14 protein-coding genes are annotated in these 16,112 nt (G+C 75.9%); 10 read left to right on the forward strand and 4 right to left on the reverse strand.

What is annotated here, in order from left to right:
• Window positions 1-58 precede the first annotated feature (58 nt).
• Both XF36_RS35390 and XF36_RS00235 read left to right on the forward strand, forming a co-directional pair.
• Window positions 59-628: a TOBE domain-containing protein gene (locus XF36_RS35390; RefSeq protein WP_414706225.1), complete on the forward strand. Its 570-nt coding sequence runs from the start codon at window positions 59-61 to the stop codon at window positions 626-628.
• Window positions 629-803: 175 nt separating this feature from the next.
• Window positions 804-1,994 (forward strand): S8 family peptidase, encoded by a 1,191-nt coding sequence (locus tag XF36_RS00235; RefSeq protein ID WP_060710412.1) that lies wholly within the window; start codon window positions 804-806, stop codon window positions 1,992-1,994.
• Here the strand turns inward: XF36_RS00235 and XF36_RS00240 are convergent.
• On the reverse strand, window positions 1,991-2,653 hold the full coding sequence (locus XF36_RS00240) for a hypothetical protein (RefSeq protein WP_145981212.1): 663 nt from the start codon (window positions 2,651-2,653) through the stop codon (window positions 1,991-1,993). The genes XF36_RS00235 and XF36_RS00240 overlap by 4 nt on opposite strands.
• Before the next feature lie 48 nt (window positions 2,654-2,701).
• Here XF36_RS00240 and XF36_RS00245 point away from each other — a divergent pair, with 48 nt between their 5' ends.
• From XF36_RS00245 to XF36_RS00260, 4 genes are all read left to right on the forward strand, one after another.
• On the forward strand, window positions 2,702-4,333 hold the full coding sequence (locus XF36_RS00245) for a phospholipase D-like domain-containing protein (protein ID WP_060710414.1): 1,632 nt from the start codon (window positions 2,702-2,704) through the stop codon (window positions 4,331-4,333).
• A 90-nt stretch (window positions 4,334-4,423) separates the two neighbouring features.
• Window positions 4,424-6,085, forward strand: coding sequence for an AMP-binding protein (locus XF36_RS00250; RefSeq protein ID WP_238589263.1), 1,662 nt, complete (start codon window positions 4,424-4,426; stop codon window positions 6,083-6,085).
• A gap of 105 nt (window positions 6,086-6,190) precedes the next feature.
• Complete coding sequence (locus XF36_RS00255; protein ID WP_043281879.1) at window positions 6,191-6,577, forward strand: cold-shock protein; 387 nt, start codon at window positions 6,191-6,193, stop codon at window positions 6,575-6,577.
• An 88-nt stretch (window positions 6,578-6,665) separates the two neighbouring features.
• The gene (locus tag XF36_RS00260) at window positions 6,666-7,589 is read left to right on the forward strand and encodes an MsnO8 family LLM class oxidoreductase (RefSeq protein WP_238589053.1); all 924 of its coding nucleotides are present in this window, start codon (window positions 6,666-6,668) and stop codon (window positions 7,587-7,589) included.
• Window positions 7,590-7,650: 61 nt separating this feature from the next.
• Here the strand turns inward: XF36_RS00260 and XF36_RS00265 are convergent, their stop codons facing one another.
• The 3 genes from XF36_RS00265 to XF36_RS00275 all read right to left on the reverse strand — a co-directional run bounded on the left by XF36_RS00265 (window position 7,651) and on the right by XF36_RS00275 (window position 10,634).
• The gene (locus XF36_RS00265; protein WP_060710416.1) at window positions 7,651-8,160 is read right to left on the reverse strand and encodes a DUF2771 family protein; all 510 of its coding nucleotides are present in this window, start codon (window positions 8,158-8,160) and stop codon (window positions 7,651-7,653) included.
• Between the two features lie 43 nt (window positions 8,161-8,203).
• Window positions 8,204-9,733, reverse strand: coding sequence for an MFS transporter (locus XF36_RS00270; RefSeq protein WP_238589054.1), 1,530 nt, complete (start codon window positions 9,731-9,733; stop codon window positions 8,204-8,206).
• 76 nt (window positions 9,734-9,809) lie between these two features.
• Window positions 9,810-10,634: a glutaminyl-peptide cyclotransferase gene (locus tag XF36_RS00275; RefSeq protein WP_238589055.1), complete on the reverse strand. Its 825-nt coding sequence runs from the start codon at window positions 10,632-10,634 to the stop codon at window positions 9,810-9,812.
• Between the two features lie 39 nt (window positions 10,635-10,673).
• Here XF36_RS00275 and XF36_RS00280 point away from each other — a divergent pair, with 39 nt between their 5' ends.
• From XF36_RS00280 to XF36_RS00295, 4 genes are all read left to right on the forward strand, one after another.
• On the forward strand, window positions 10,674-11,507 hold the full coding sequence (locus tag XF36_RS00280) for a DUF3027 domain-containing protein (RefSeq protein ID WP_349675522.1): 834 nt from the start codon (window positions 10,674-10,676) through the stop codon (window positions 11,505-11,507).
• A gap of 200 nt (window positions 11,508-11,707) precedes the next feature.
• The gene (locus XF36_RS00285) at window positions 11,708-14,359 is read left to right on the forward strand and encodes a sacsin N-terminal ATP-binding-like domain-containing protein (protein ID WP_414706226.1); all 2,652 of its coding nucleotides are present in this window, start codon (window positions 11,708-11,710) and stop codon (window positions 14,357-14,359) included.
• Window positions 14,356-15,630, forward strand: coding sequence for a D-inositol-3-phosphate glycosyltransferase (mshA, locus tag XF36_RS00290; RefSeq protein ID WP_060710420.1), 1,275 nt, complete (start codon window positions 14,356-14,358; stop codon window positions 15,628-15,630). Before XF36_RS00285 ends, mshA begins: the two co-directional genes overlap by 4 nt.
• A complete protein-coding gene (locus XF36_RS00295; RefSeq protein ID WP_060710421.1) occupies window positions 15,627-16,109 on the forward strand; it encodes a YbjN domain-containing protein in 483 nt (160 codons plus the stop codon). The genes mshA and XF36_RS00295 overlap by 4 nt, the downstream gene beginning before the upstream one ends.
• Window positions 16,110-16,112: the final 3 nt, after the last annotated feature.

Raw genomic sequence — 16,112 nt, forward strand, 5'->3', positions numbered from 1 at the left:
GGGGCTGCTGCTGCTCGACGAGCCGCTCGCCGCTCTCGACGTCGACGCCACCCCCGCCATGCGCACCCTGCTGCGCCGGGTCATCGCCGACGGCAAGCAGACCGCCCTGCTGGTCACCCACGACGCGCTCGACGCGCTCGTGCTCGCCGACCGCGTCGTCGTGCTGGACCGGGGCCGGATCGTCGAGTCCGGTCCCGCCCGGGACGTCCTGGCCCGTCCACGGAGCGCGTTCTCCGCCCGGATCGCGGGTCTGGACCTGGTACCGGGCACCGCCGAGGGCTCGGGGGTGCGCACCGCCGACGGGACCGAGATCCAGGGCCGCGCGGTCGAGGTCACCGCAGGCGAGCCCGCGGTCGCCGTGTTCCCGCCGTCGGCGGTGTCGGTGCACGGCAGCAGGCCCGGAGGCAGTCCGCGCAACGTCTTCCCGGTCCGGATCGCTGCGCTGGAGCCGCGCGGGGACACCGTGCGGCTGCGGGCCGCACCCGTCGCCGGGGGGCCGGACTGGGTGGCCGGGCTGGCCGCCGACGTCACCCCGGCCGCCGTCGCCGAACTGGGTGTCGAACCCGGTCACGAGGTGTGGTTCGCGGTGAAGGCGACCGAGGTCTCCGTGCACGGCCGGCACGCCTGAGAGCAGCGACCGATCCGCTGATCGCGCAGCTCGGTGCCCTGCCGGACCCCGGTCGGCAGGCGTCCCCGCCACCCCCGGTGTCGAAACGCTCCGTCACCCGGGTGGTCCCATGTGTCACCCGGACCACCATCGTGTCTCTCGCATCAGGCGTCACAGACGCATAGCGTCGCTGTCTGTGAGTCCCCTGCGTCCCAGCGCCGCCCGACTGATCACTGCCAGTGTCCTGGCGGTCGCGCTCGGTGTTCCTCTCGCGCCGACGGCGTCCGCCACCGAGACGGCGGCGTCGGCGCCTGCCGGATACCTGGTGCAGACGGCGACCGACGGACAGACCCGGGCCGCCGCCGAGTCCGTCGGCGTCGAACCCACGGCCACCTTCGACAGCGTGGTGCACGGCTTCGCCGCGGACCTCACCCCCGCCCAGGCGACCGAGCTGCGCGACCGGCCCGGCGTCGTCGGGGTGGAGGAGGACCGCACGATCTCCCCGCTCGACCCGCAGGCCGTCCACCAGGACGCGCCGGTCGTCCCGCTCGCCACTGCCGAGCAGGCGCCGGGCAACTGGGGGCTCGACCGCATCGACCAGCCGAACCTGCCGTTGGACGGGCAGTACCGGCACACCGCGACCGGCGCCGGGGTGGACGTCTTCGTCCTCGACACCGGTGTCGACGCGAGCCACCCGCAGTTCGGCGGCCGGGCGAAGCTCGAGCTCAACACCATCGACCGGACCGACACCGACTGCGACGGGCACGGCACGGTCGTCGCGGGGATCGCCGCGTCGACGGACTACGGCGTGGCACCGGGCGCGAACGTGCGCGCGGTGAAGGTACTCGACTGCAACGGCACCGGGACGCTGTCGTCGCTGATCGCCGGTCTGGACTGGGTGTCGAAGAACAAGCGCGGCCCCGCGGTCGCGGTGACGTCGTGGAGCTACGGCGGCTCGCCGATGCTCCAGCAGGCCGTCCAGCGCATGATCGACTCCGGGGTGTTCGCGGCGTCCTCGGCGGGCAACACCGGCGGCGACGACTGCACCGCGCTGCCCCGCGCGATCGACGACGTGCTGGTCGTCGCGAACTCGACGATCGACGACAAGCGCGCCTCGAACTCCTCGACCGGCCGCTGTGTCGCGCTCTACGCGCCGGGCACCCGGATCGTCGCGCCGGTCCCCGGTGGCGGCACCGCCTCCTACAGCGGGACCTCGATGGCCGCGCCGTTCGCGGCCGGGGTCGCGGCACTCTACAAGCAGGCCCGCGGGGACGCCCCGGCCACCACCGTCAAGAAGTGGATCGTCGACAACGCGGTGCCGGGGAAGATCGACGGCGGCGACACCGGCGGCACCCCGAACCGGCTGCTGCAGACCGGCGGGCTCTAGCTCCGGGCCTCGTCGACCCACTCCCACAGCTCGTACGCGGGCTGGTCGAGCAGGTCGTTCAGCTCGGCCGGGTCGTACGACGGGGCCGCGACCCACACCGTCTGGTCGGTCCACAGCCAGGCGAGCCGCGGCCCGCCCGTACCGGGCAGGGCGGGCACGCCGTCCTCCGCCGGGTGGCGGTCCAGCAGCGCGTCCCAGCCGTCCGGTCCCGCCTCGTCGAGCGCGCCGAGCACGGTCCCGCTGGTCACCGGCTCGCCGTGGTCGGCGACCGATGCCGCGATCCGGTCCGGGTCCACCACCCCGTCCGGCAGCACCCCCGCCGCGACCAGCACGTCCAGCACCCGGTCCAGCCGCTCCCGGCCCTCCGCCGACAATGCGGGCACCACCCGCACCGCGTCCGGCAGCGTCGAGGTCGCACCGCCCGCGCCGGGCACCACGACCTCCGTCGCCGGCACCGCGGGCGCGAGCTCGGCCCGGCGCGCGAGCCGCCACGACCGCCGGGCCAGGAACCCGAACACCGCGACGGCCACCGCGGCCGCCACGAACGGGATCGCCCGACCGGTCTGCAGGCCGGCCACGACGAACCAGCCGCCGACCACCACCGCCCCCGCCACCGAGACTGCTGCGGAGACCCGGTCGACCGTGCCAGGGCGTGCCATGCCCGCAGGATAGGCGCGACCCCCGGTCACCCGGATAGCGTCCGGCGCATGCCCGGCACACCCCCCGCCGACCTCGCGTCCCTCACCCGTCGCTACCTCGCCCCCGCCACCGCCGAGTGCCCCACGTTCGTCGAGGACACCGAGTGGGAGCCGATCATCGACGGCGTCGACTACTTCGCCCGGCTGCGGGACCTGTTCGACCGGGCGGGACCCGGCGACACGGTGCTGGTCACCGGCCTGAACCTCGAACCCGGCATGGACCTGCGTGGCCTGGCCCCCGACGAGGAGGGCTACGAGGCGCTCGCCGACCGCTTCGCGCGCCTCGTCGACGCCGGGGTCGACCTGCGCGTGCTGCTCACCGCGGCGGTGTTCTCCGGGTCGGTGCCCGGGGTGGCGATCGGGCCGTTCCGGGCGAACGCGTTCGCCGCGCTGGAGCTGCGCCGCCGCCCGCAGCTGGCTGGACGGGTGCTGCTCGACTGGTCGGGCTCCGGGATCGGCTGCCACCACCAGAAGGTGGTGCTCACCCACGTCGGCGGCGAGCTGACGGCGTTCGTCGGCGGGCTGGACCTGTCCGCCAACCGGTTCGACGCCGAGCCGCACGACCGGCTGTCCATCGGCGAGGAGCGCTGGGGCTGGCACGACGGTGCCGCCGCGCTGCGCGGGCCCGGTGCCGCCCGGGTGTGGGAGGTCTACCGCGGCCGGTGGACCGAGGCCGCCACGCTCCCGCCGCGCCGGTTCATGGTCGGCCCCACCGACTGGGAGCCGATGAACCCCGAGCCGTTCGTCGCCGACCTGCCGCCGTCGCCACCCGCCCCGCCGTACCCCTCCCCGGGCACCGCGGTGCAGGTCCTGCGCTCGCTGCGGCCGTGGAAGATCGACCACTTCGGGATGCTCTACCGGCGGCACTGGACGGTGCTCCCGCGGCACGGCGTGCAGGAGGTCTTCCACACGCTGGCCGCGGCGATCCGCGGCGCCCGGCGCTACGTCTACCTGGAGGACCAGTACTTCTTCGAGGTCCCGGGCGGGCGACGGGCGTTCCGGCTCTACGGGCTGCTGCGCGACGCCGCCGCCCGCGGGGTGAAGGTCGTGCTCGTCTGCTCGGGACGCAAGGAGCCGGTCGACGCCGGGGTGAACAAGTTCCGTCGCCGCGTCACCGGCGACGTCCAGCGCGGCGTGATCGACCAGCTCGCACCGGGCGACCGCGGCAACGTGATCATGCACCGGATCGAGGACCTCACCGTCCACACCAAGCTCGCGCTGGTCGACGACGTCTTCGCCTCCATCGGGTCGGCCAACTTCTTCTCCCGCTCGATGCGCGGCACCGACACCGAGCTGTCGACGGCGTTCGTCACCTCCGGCGACCAGGTGCGTGACCTGCGGGTACGGCTGTGGGCCGAGCACCTGCGCACCGAGCTGACCGACGAGCTCGCCCCCCGGCTGGCCGACCTGGACCTCGCCCTGGGCATGTGGCGGCCGGAGTGGCTGCCGCCGGACGCGCCGGCCGGGACCTGGCGGGTGCCCGGCTACCCCGCCGGGTTCGCCCCGGCCGAACGGGTGCTGGTGCCGGTCGGGCCCTGGCCCGAGCCCTCCCCGCGGCCGCTGCGCCGCGCGGCCCACGGGGCACGGCGCGGGGCGGCGAAGGTCGCCGAGTCCGGGAGGCGCCGCCTGTCCTCGTCGTGATGTCGCGTGATGCCGACGGGTGTTGGCAACCGCGTCGTCCGGAGTGAGGATGTGACGACCAGCACTGAGCCACCCGAGGAGTACGACGTCGTGATCCCCGCCGGAACCCCCGCTGTCCCGTCCTATGCGTCCGGGATCTCGGACACCCCGCTGCTAGGCGACACCATCGGCGACAACCTCGACCGCACGGTCGCCCGGGTCCCGGGCAACGACGCGCTCGTCGAGGTGCAGACCGGGCGCCGCTGGACCTACCGCGAGCTGCAGGCCGCCGTCGACGACCTGGCCACCGGGCTGCTCGCGACCGGGCTCACCGTGGGGGACCGGCTCGGGATCTGGTCGCCGAACACCGCGGAGTGGACGCTGACCCAGTTCGCGACGGCCAAGATCGGCGTCGTCCTGGTCAACATCAACCCGTCCTACCGGACCCACGAGCTGGAGTTCGTGCTCAAGCAGGCAGGGATCTCGACGCTGGTGTCGGCGTCGTCGTTCAAGACCTCCGACTACGAGAAGATGATCGCCGAGGTCCGGCCGGACTGCCCCGACCTGGAGCAGGTCGTGATCACCGGATCGCCCGAGTGGGACGCGCTGGCCGCGGGGGACGCCTCCCGCCGCGACGAGCTGGCGCAGGTCCAGGCGTCGCTGACGGCCGACGACCCGATCAACATCCAGTACACGTCCGGGACGACCGGGTTCCCGAAGGGCGCGACGCTGTCGCACCACAACATCCTCAACAACGGCTACTACGTCGGCCGGACCTGCGGCTACACCGAGGCCGACCGGGTCTGCATCCCGGTGCCCTTCTACCACTGCTTCGGCATGGTCATGGGCAACCTCGCCTGCTCCACCAGCGGCGCGACGATGGTCGTCCCGGCGCAGGGCTTCGACCCGAAGGCGACCCTGCACGCCGTGCAGCAGGAGCGCTGCACCTCGCTCTACGGGGTGCCGACGATGTTCATCGCCGAGCTCAACGACCCGGACTTCGGCTCCTACGACCTGTCCACCCTGCGCACCGGGATCATGGCCGGCTCGCCGTGCCCGGTCGAGGTGATGAAGCAGGTCGTCGACCGGATGGGCATGACCGAGGTGACCATCGCCTACGGCATGACCGAGACCAGCCCGGTGTCGACCCAGACCCGCGCCGACGACTCCCTCGAGCGGCGGGTGTCCACGGTCGGGCGGGTGCACCCGCACCTGGAGGTCAAGGTCGTCGACCCGGAGACGGGTCGGACGCTGCCGCGCGGCGAGCCCGGCGAGCTGTGCACCCGCGGCTACTCGGTGATGCTGGGCTACTGGGAGCAGCCGGAGAAGACCGCCGAGGTCATCGACCGCGCCCGCTGGATGCACACCGGCGACCTCGCCGTGATGGACGACGAGGGCTACCTCAACATCACCGGCCGGATCAAGGACATGGTCATCCGCGGCGGGGAGAACGTGTACCCGCGCGAGATCGAGGAGTTCCTCTACACCCACCGCGACGTCGTCGACGCCCAGGTCATCGGGGTCCCCGACGAGCGCTACGGCGAGGAGCTCTGTGCCTGGGTGGTGCTGCGCGACGGTGCGGCGACCATGACCGCCGACACGCTGCGCGAGTTCGCCACCGGGAAGCTGGCGCACTACAAGATCCCGCGCTACGTGCTCGTCGTCGACGAGTTTCCGATGACGGTCACCGGCAAGGTCCGCAAGGTCGAGATGCGCGAGAAGTCGGTGGGGCTGCTGGACCTGGAGGGTGCGGCGAACGTCCGAAACGCCTGACCCCGGACGGGTTCCCAGGCGTACCATCGGTGACGGCGCGTCCGGGGAGCCCGGGCGCGTTTGTCGCGCACGCAGCAACACAGCAAGCAGGAATCGAGGACGACGGTGCCCACCGGCAGGGTGAAGTGGTACGACGCGGAGAAGGGCTTCGGGTTCCTCTCCCAGGACGGCGGTGAGGACGTCTACGTGCGCAAGGCGGCGCTGCCGTCCGGCGTGGAGGCGCTCAAGTCCGGCCAGCGGGTCGAGTTCGGGATGGCCGAGGGCCGCCGTGGTCCGCAGGCGCTGTCCGTGCGCATCGTCGAGAAGCAGGCGTCCGCGGTGGAGAACACGCGCCGCCCGGCCGAGGAGCTGCACGGCCTCATCGAGGACATGATGGGCCTGCTGGAGAACAAGATCCAGCCGGCGCTGCGGCACGGGCGCTACCCCGACCGCAAGACCTGCAAGCTGGCCGCCGAGGCCGTGCGGGCCGTGGCCCGCGACCTGGACGGCTGACCCACACGCCCCGCCGGGCCGCGGCGGGGCGGGGCGGGGCGGAATGGTCGCGGGGGCGGGCGGTGTTGGGGCGGGTGTGCGCCTGTCGATGTTGGACCGCTCGCGGACGCGGGCCGGGGAGCCCGACGCCGCCGCGGTCCGCGGGACGGTGGCGCGCGCGGTGCGCGCCGAGCAGCTCGGCTACCACCGGTTCTGGGTGGCCGAGCACCACGCCGTGCCCGGGATCGCGTCGGGCAGCCCGCCGGTCCTGATGGCGGCGGTGGGCGCGGCGACGTCGCGGATCCGGGTCGGCTCGGGCGGGATCATGCTGCCCAACCACCAGCCGCTCGTCGTCGCGGAGCAGGTCGCGTTGCTGGAGGCGCTGCACCCCGGGCGGATCGACCTCGGGATCGGGCGCTCGCCCGGGTTCACCGAGCCGGTGCGCCGTGCCCTGCGTGCCGGGGCCGCGGACGACGCCGCGTTCCGCGCCGCCCTCGACGAGCTGCGCGCCTACCTCGACGGCAGCGGCCCGGTCACCGCCCGGCCGCGGCTGGAGCACGCCGTCCCGCTGTTCCTGCTCGCGACCGGGGCGGGCCTGGCCCTGGCCGGTGACCTGGGGCTGCCCGTCGTCGTCGGCGGCCCGGTGCTCGACGACCCGGCGACGCTGGCGGACTACCGCGAGCGGGCCGGGGACGCCGCGCACCTCGTGGTGTCCGTCGACGTGCTCGTCGGGGACCCGCAGCTGGCGCTGTCCGAGGCGTGGGCGCACGCCGCGGCCCGCACCACCGGCGAGTTCCCGCCGCTGGAACCGCCGGACCCGCGGCGGGTGACGACCCGGCGCCAGCGGGAGACCCTGGACCGGGCGCTGGCCCGCTCCGTCGTCGGCGACGAGGACACGGTCGCCGAGCGCCTCGACGACCTCGTGACCCGCACCGGCGCCGACGAGCTGCTGGTGTTCTCCTCGACCCACGACCGCGACGCGCAGGCCGACTCCGACGCCGCGTTGGCCCGGCTGCTCGGCGCGGGCCGCTGAGATCCGGATCGGTGCCGCTGGGACCCGGGGCGGTGCCGCTGGGACCGGGGTCCGTGCCCGCTCAGCCCTGCTCGCCGACCAGGACCCAGGTCGCGCGGACCGGGAACTGGATGTCGGTGCTCTCCGGGTCGATCGACGGCGGCGCCCCGAACACCTGCACCTGCGCGGTGACGAGCCGGTCGCCCGGCTCGGGCAGGGACAGCGTGAAGTCGGTCCGGGTGCCCGGCGCGGCGATCGCGCTGCGCTGCTGGACCGGGGTCGGGTCGGTGCCGCGGGTGAACGCGTAGGCGACCTGCCAGGGCGCGGAGGACACCTCCTCGGGCACCGTGATGCGGACCTCCGTCCCGGGCGGGACCGGCGCGGTCACCCGGGCGTTCGGGGCGTCCTGGCAGTTCTGCAGGCTGGTGTCGCAGAACTGGGTGGGCGCCGCGACCAGCGCGGTGCCGCCGACGTCGAACGTGACCGTCGGGGCCGCGCCACCGCACCCGGCGAGGACGAGGGCGGCCGCGGCCAGGGTCCCGGCCAGCACACCGGCGGACCGGCGGGGGCGCGGTCGGGGGCGGGTGATCACGCCGACCAGCGTACGGACCGGGGCCCGGCGGGCGGGCCGGCCCTCAGCGGGCGACGGCGGCCGGGCGCGGCCCCAGCCCCGGCACCAGCGAGGTGCCGCGGCGCACCAGGGCGGCCTGCAGCGCGAACACCGCCACCACCCCGGTCACGATCACGAACCCGGTGCGGAACGTGTCGTGCGGGGCGAGCACCCCGATCGCGCCGCCCAGCACCCAGGCCAGCTGCAGCACGGTCTCCGACCGCCCGAACGCCGACGCCCGCGCGTGCTCGGGCAGGTCGCGCTGCACGACCGCGTCGAGGCAGACCTTCGCCAGCGCGCTCGCCGTGGACGCGACCAGCGCGGCGACCACCGCCGTCGGCACCCCCGGCAGCAGCGCCACCGCCGCCGCGGCCAGCACCGCCGCCGCGGCCGCGGCCAGCACCACCGGCTCGACCCGGGAGAACCGGCTGCGCGCGCCCACCGCGTTGCCGACGAACAGCCCGACGCCGGCGGCCGCACCGACCATCCCGATCACCACCAGCTGGCCGGCGGGGTCGCTGTCGGGCGACCGTTCGGCCCCGGCCTTCACCACGAAGGCGACGAACAGCGTGAGGAACCCGGTCAGCACCCGCACCGTGCTCGTGCCCCACAGCGCGACGAGCACCGCCCGGGTGGCGGGGACGCGGGAGCGGCGCGAGCCCGGGCGGGCGGCGGGCACCGCGGCGGTCACCTCGCCCGCGGTCGACTCGACCCACCGGGGGATCCGCAGGCAGAGCACCGCGCCGGCGACGCCGAGCAGCGCCGTCCACCACAGCGGCCCGGCCCCGCCCGCGACCAGCGCAGCCCCGCCGGCGACGGCCCCGGCGACCCCGCCCGCGGCCATCCCGAACGTGGTGAGCCGGGAGTTCGTCGTCGCCAGGGTGATCGTCGAGGGCAGCACCCGCGGGGTCACGGCCGCCTTGAGCACCAGGAACGACTTGGACAGCACCATGATCCCCAGCGCGGCCGGGTAGAACAGCCAGTCGTCGAGGTGGAACACCAGCACCACGGCGAGCACCGCGCGCCCGGCGCAGGACACCGCCATCGCGATCCGCCTGCCCCGCTGCAACCGGTCCAGCGCGGGACCGATCACCGGCGCCACCAGCGCGAACGGTGCGACGGTGATCGCCAGGTAGAGCGCGACGTTCGCGGTGGACTCCGCCGTCGCCGCCGCGAAGAACAGCGTGTTCGCCAGCGCGACGGCGACCGCAGCGTCGAGCGCGTAGGTCAGCATCGTGGCGTAGGTGAGCGCGGTCAGCCCGGACCGGTCGGCGCCGTCGGCGGTCGCGGCGCGCCGGAACAGCGCGACCGCGCGACCGCCCAGCTCGCGGGTGCGGTGCACGGCGACCCGGGTGACCGTCGGCCTGCGGGGGACGGAGGCCGGGCCGGGCCGGGGCAGCTCGTCGGTGGCGGCGCCGGCGGGGCGCCCGCGGCGCAGCGCCGGGTCCGAGGCGATCGGGGTCGTGGCCGGAGCCCTGACCGGGGTGGTGCGCGGTTCCTGGCCACGTCTCGACGCGGCCGCCCGGCGGCGGCTGCGGAACGGGTTCGGTGCCACCCGGTCATTGTGCAGGCGGGCACCGACGGTTCCGGCGATCCCGGCGGGTGGTGTCACCCGGCCGGCGCAGCGCGCGTCAGGCCGGGGGCACCGGGAGCCGCACCCGGAACGTCGTCGGCCACAGCTTGCCGGTGAGCAGGTACTCGTCGCCATCGACGTGGGCGATGCCGTTGAGCACGTCGGCACCGGGCCGCTGCCCGGCCGGCAGCAGCCCGGTCGCGTCGACGACGGCGTCGACGACCCCGGTCGCCGGGTCGATCCGCACGATGTCGTCGGTCTGCCAGACGTTGGCCCACACCCGGTCCCCGACGCACTCCAGCTCGTTGAGCCGGGTCACCGGGACGCCGTCCAGGGTGACCGCCACCGAGCCGGTCGGCGCCAGGTCGGCCGGATCGTGGAAGAACAGGTGGTCGCCGCCGTCCGAGCGCACCACGCGGTCGCCGAGCAGGCACAGCCCCCAGCCCTCGCCGTCGACGGGCACCTCGCGCAGCGGCCGCAGCGTCGCACGGTCCCACTCGACCGCCACCCCGTCCTGCCAGGTCAGCTGCCAGATCCGGTCCCCGACGACGGTGACGCCCTCCCCGAAGTAGGCCGGCGGCAGCGGGCTGGCCGCCCGCACCGCACCCGTCGCCGGGTCCAGCGCGCGCAGCTGCGAGCGCCCCACCCGGCCGGTCCCCTCGTAGAGCGTGCCGTCACGCAGCTCCAGGCCCTGGGTGAACGCCTGCGGGTCGTGCGGGATCTCGGCCAGGACCTGCGGCCGGACCACCGGAACCGGGCCCGGGGCGGGCAGCCCGGCCGCCGGGGCGGCGGCACCGCAGGCCACCAGGGCCAGCACCAGGGCCGGCAGGAGGGGGAGCAGGCCCGTCGCGGACGGGCGGGGGAGCAGCGCTCGGGCGGGCACCCGCCCAGGATGCCCGGGCGCGGGTGGCACACTGGTGAGGTGAGCACTGGTGAGGTGGGTGTCGAGGTCGGCGACTGCGGTGACGAGCGGGCGGAGACGCCGCAGCCCAGGGCGACTCCCGCGCCGTCGCACCTGTTCGACGCGGTGGACGAGGCGCGGGCCGCGGCCGTCGAGGAGGCGGCCGACGAGCTGGGGGCCGACGCGGCCGTGGCCGCCGTCGGCGCGCACCTGGGCACGACCGTCGAGGACGACGGCTCGGTCACCCACTCCTTCGCCGCGCACCTGCCCGGCTACCGCGGCTGGCGCTGGGCGGTCACCGTCGCCGCCGCGGCCGACGACGGGCCGGTGACGGTCTCGGAGTCGGTGCTGCTGCCCGGCTCGACCGCGCTCGTCGCCCCCGACTGGGTGCCGTGGGACCAGCGCGTGCGTCCCGGCGACCTCAAGCCCGGCGACCTGCTGCCCACCCCGGCCGACGACCCGCGCCTGGTGCCGGGCTACGTCGACTCCGGGGACCCGGCCGTCGACGCGCTGGCCCGCGAGGTCGGGCTCGGCCGCGAACGGGTGCTGTCCTACGAGGGCCGCATCGCCGCCGCCGAACGCTGGCAGGACGGGGAGCGCGGCCCGGCCGCCGACCTCGCCCGGTCCGCGCCGGCGTCCTGCGGGACCTGCGGGTTCCTGGTGCCGCTCGCCGGGTCGCTGCACGGGGTGTTCGGGGTCTGCGCGAACGGCTCCTCCCCGGCCGACGCCCAGGTCGTCGCCGTCGAGTTCGGCTGTGGCGCGCACTCCTCGGTCACCGAGCCGTCCGGCTCCCCGGTCCACGTCTCGGCGCTGGTCTACGACGACGGCGTCGACCTCGAGCCGGTCGGGTCCTGAGCCCCACCGGCCTTGCGGGCGGCACCGACCCGTTCGGCACGGCGGCGCTGCGGGACGGGGTCCTGACGGCCTGGTCGTCGTCGCCGACCCGGTTCCGGGAGGACGTCAACGCCGAGGACGACCTGCGCCGCGGTGGCTACGCCGACACCTGGGTCGCCGAGCTGCTCCAGAACGCCGCCGACGCCGCGCTCGCCGCGGACCTGCCCGGCCGGGTCCGGGCCGTCGTGGTGGACGGTGAGCTGCGCGTCGCCAACACCGGGGCCCCGCTCGACGCCGCCGGGGTCGCCGCGCTCGCCGCGCTGCGGGCCTCGGCCAAGCGGGACACCGCCGGCGCGACCGGCCGCTTCGGCGTCGGGTTCGCCGCGGTCCTCGCCGTCTGCACCGCGCCGCGCCTGGTGACCGCCGCGGGCGGCGTCGCGTTCTCCGCCGCCCGGACCGCGGTCGAGGTGGCCGCACTGGGCGGTGAGGCGGCTGCCGAGCTGGCCCACGACGCCCGGGTGCCGGTGCTGCGGCTGGCCTGGCCCGCGCCGGAGGAGGAGCCGCCGCCGCCCGGGTTCGCCACCGAGGTCCGGCTGCGTCCGGTACCCGGCATCGACCCGCACGACCTGCTCGACGAGCTCGCCCGCACCGCCGGTGACCTGCTGCTGGCGCTCCCGGTGCTGGAGTCGGTGACCGCGGGCCCGGCGACCGTCGCCCGCTCCGACCTCGGCGACGGCCGGGTGCGGGTCGGGGACACCGGGTACCTGCTGGTGACCGGGGCCGCGGGCGTCCGTTGGGCGCTGCGACTGCGCGGCGACCGGCCCGCCCCGCACGGACCCGACGACGGCGAGGTCCTGCACGCACCCACCCGCAGCGCCGAGCAGCTCTCGCTGCCCGCCCGGCTGATCGCGCCGTTCCCGCTCGACCCGGACCGCCGCCGGATCCGTGCCGACGACCCGGCCTTCGACGTGCTGGTGGACGCCGCGGCGGCCGTCTACGCCGACCTCGTCCGGAGGGTCGACCCCGCCGACCGCGCCGGGCTGGTGCCGGAGCCGGGCTTCCCGCGCTCGCCGCTCGACGGTCGACTCCGCGACGCCCTCCTCACCACCCTCGCCCACACCCCGTGGCTCCCCGCCGCCGCATCCCCCACCGGCACCGCACCGGGGGCGGCGGAGGACGACGCGGAGGACGACGCGGGACTGCTCGCGCCGAGTCGGGCGGAGTGGCTCGACGTCCCGGGCGACGGCGTGGCGGAGCTGCTCGCCGCGTGCGACCCGGCGTTCGCCCGGCTCGTCGCATCCGGGGTCGTCCCGCCCGCCGCGCTCGGCGTGGACCGGGTCGGCGCGGCAGCGCTGGCCGAGCGGCTGACCGGCGTCGAGGCGGCTCCCGGCTGGTGGCGGGAGCTGTACGCGGCCCTCGCCCCGGCCGTCGACGCCGTCCCGGGGCTGGCGGCCGAGCTGGGCGCGCTGCCCGTCCCGCTCGTCGACGGTCATCTGGTGCCCGGGCCCGCCTCGGTGCTGTTCCCCGACGGCGACGCCCCGGCCGCCGTGACGGCGCTCCCCGAGCTGCGGATCGCCCACCCCGACGCCGTCCACCCGCTGCTGCGCCGTCTCGGTGCCGCCGACGCCGACCGCGACACCCTGCTCGACGCCCCCGCCCTGCACGCGGCCGTCGAGCGGTCCGTCGACGACGCCGAGGCCGGCCTGGACACCACCGCGGCGGCCCGTGCCGTCCTCGCTCTGCTCGACACCCCCGCCGCTGAGCCGGACCCGCGGTTCGGGTCCCTGGCGCTCACCGACGACGACGGCCGCCCCGCCCGCGCCGACGAGCTCGTCCTGCCCGACGCCGCCGTCCGGGACCTGCTCGACCCGGACGCCCCGGTCGGCGTGCTGGGGCCGGAGTGGGCCGACGTGTCCCGCGACGCCCTGGTCGCCGCCGGCGTGCTGGACCGGTTCACGGTCGTCCCGTTCGACCCTGAGGTGCTGCACGACGCCGAGCACTACCCCGACGACGGTGACACCCCGCCCGCCGTGCGCGACCTCGACCTCGTCGCCGACGACCGCTGGCCCGCGGCGCTGGCCCTGCTCGCCGCCGACCGCGACACCCGGGCGGCGCTGCTCACCGGCTACACCGCCTGGTGGCTGTCGCGCCACGTCCGCCTCGACGGCCGGCTGCCCAGCACGTGGCGGCTGCGCTCGGCGACCGGTCTGGCCGGGCTCTACGACGAGGTCGCGGCCCTGCCCGGCGTCGACGACGCGGTGCTCGCCGCGGTCGGGGTCCGCGACCGGGTCGTCGTCGACGGGCCGGACGAGGTCGTCGAACTGCTCGACCGGCTGGCCGACCCGGCCCGCATGGTGAGCGGGGAGGTCGCCGCGGCCGCCTACGCCGCGCTCGCCGCGGCCGTCGCCGACGGGCGGGTGGACCTCGACGACGTCGACCCGCCGGACCGGGTCCGCACGGTGACCGGGCAGGTCGCGCCGACCGACCGCGCCGTCGTCCTCGACGCGCCGTGGGTGCTGCCCGCGCTGGACGCGGTGCCCGCGGTCCCCGGCGGGCCCGATCCGGCCGCGCTCGCGGAGCTGCTCGACGTGCCGCTGGCCTCGGACCGGGCCGCCGGGACGGCCCGCGGCACCGGCACCCCCGGCCCGTGGACGGCCGACCCCGAGGTCGCCGCGGCGCTGGCCGCGCTGGGGGAGACCGCGCCCCCGGGGCGGCTGCACCGGCACGACCGGCTGGTCGTCGACCTCGACGACGGCGGGACGGTGACCGTCCCGGCGTGGCCCGGCCGCGGCGACGACTGGCACGCCGCCGACCCGCTGCGGGCGCTGGTGGCTGCGCTGGCGCTCCGGCGCCGTGTCAGGATGCTCGGGTGAGTGAACGACTGCCCCGACGTGTCGCGGTGCTGTCGGTGCACACCTCCCCGACCGAGCAGCCCGGCACCGGCGACGCCGGCGGGATGAACGTCTACGTCGCACAGACGGCGATCCGGATGGCCCGCCGCGGCGTCGAGGCGGAGATCTTCACCCGCGCCACGTCGTCGGAGCAGCCGCCGACGGTCGAGCTCGAGCCGGGCGCGACGGTCCGGTTCGTCGCCGCCGGCCCCTTCGAGGGCCTCGGCAAGGACGACCTGCCGAGCCAGCTGTGCGCGTTCACCGCCGGGGTGCTGCGGGCCGAGGCCCGGCACGACCCGGGCTGGTACGACGTCGTGCACTCCCACTACTGGCTGTCCGGTCAGGTCGGGTGGCTGGCCCGGGACCGCTGGGGGGTGCCGCTGGTGCACTCCGCGCACACCCTGGCCAAGGTCAAGAACGCTGCGCTCGCCGCCGGGGACACCCCCGAGCCGCGGGTCCGGGTGATCGGCGAGGACCAGGTCGTCGCGGAGGCGGACCGGCTGGTGGCGAACACCGAGATCGAGTCCAAGCAGCTGCTCGACCTCTACGACGCCGACCCGCACCGCACCGTCACCATCCCGCCGGGGGTGGACACCGACCGCTTCCGGCCCGGTGACCGGGCCGCGGCGCGCGCCGAGCTGGGACTTCCGGCCGGGGCCGTGGTGCTGGCGTTCGTCGGGCGCATCCAGCGCCTGAAGGCCCCCGACGTGCTGCTGCGCGCCGCCGCCGAGCTGGTCGCGCGGGTACCGGGGCTGCGTGAACGCCTCGTCGTGCTCGTCGCGGGCGGACCGTCGGGGTCCGGGCTGGCCGAGCCGACCTCGCTGCACGAGCTGGCCGCCGAGCTGGGGATCATCGATCTGGTCCGGTTCCTGCCGCCGCGGGCCGGCGACGAGCTGGTGACGGTCTACCGGGCGGCCGACGTCGTCGCCGTCCCGAGCCACAACGAGTCGTTCGGGCTGGTCGCGCTGGAGGCCCAGGCCTGCGGGACGCCGGTGGTGGCGACCCGGGTGGGCGGGCTGCCGGTCGCCGTGGCCGAGGGCCGGTCAGGGCTGCTCGTCACCGGGCACGACATCTCCGACTGGGCCGACGCGCTGGGCGAGCTCGCGCTCGACCCGGGCCGTCGCGAGCAGATGGGGCGGACCGCGGCGACGCACGCGCACCGCTTCTCCTGGGACCGGACGACCGACGCCCTGCTGGGCGCCTACGCCGAGGCCCGCACCGAGTTCGCGGCGCGGCGACGGGGGGACGCATGAGCGAGCTGGAGCAGCGGATCGGGGCCGCGCTCGCCGACTCCGGGGCCGAGTGCGCCCACAGTGGACCCGGGCAGTGGCTGGTCACCCTCCCCGGCGAGGCCCGGCTCCAGACCCAGACCTGGCTGATCCTGCGCGAACAGACCCTCGCGGTGCAGGCGTTCGTGTGCCGCAGGCCCGACGAGAACCACGAGGGCGTCTACCGGTTCATGCTGCTGCGCAACGCCAAGCTCTACGGCGTGCACTACTGCCTGGACCGGGTCGGGGACATCCACCTCGTCGGGCGGCTGGCGCGGCACGCCGTCACCGCGGACGAGCTCGACCGCGTCCTCGGATCGGTGCTGGAGGCCGCGGACGGCGACTTCAACACCTTCCTGGAGCTGGGCTTCGCCTCCTCCATCCGCCGCGAGTACGGCTGGCGCACCGAACACGGCGAGTCCACGGCGAACCTCACGGCGTTCGAGCACCTGTTCGACGACTGACCC

Source organism: Pseudonocardia sp. HH130629-09, assembly GCF_001294645.1.
GTDB lineage: Bacteria > Actinomycetota > Actinomycetes > Mycobacteriales > Pseudonocardiaceae > Pseudonocardia.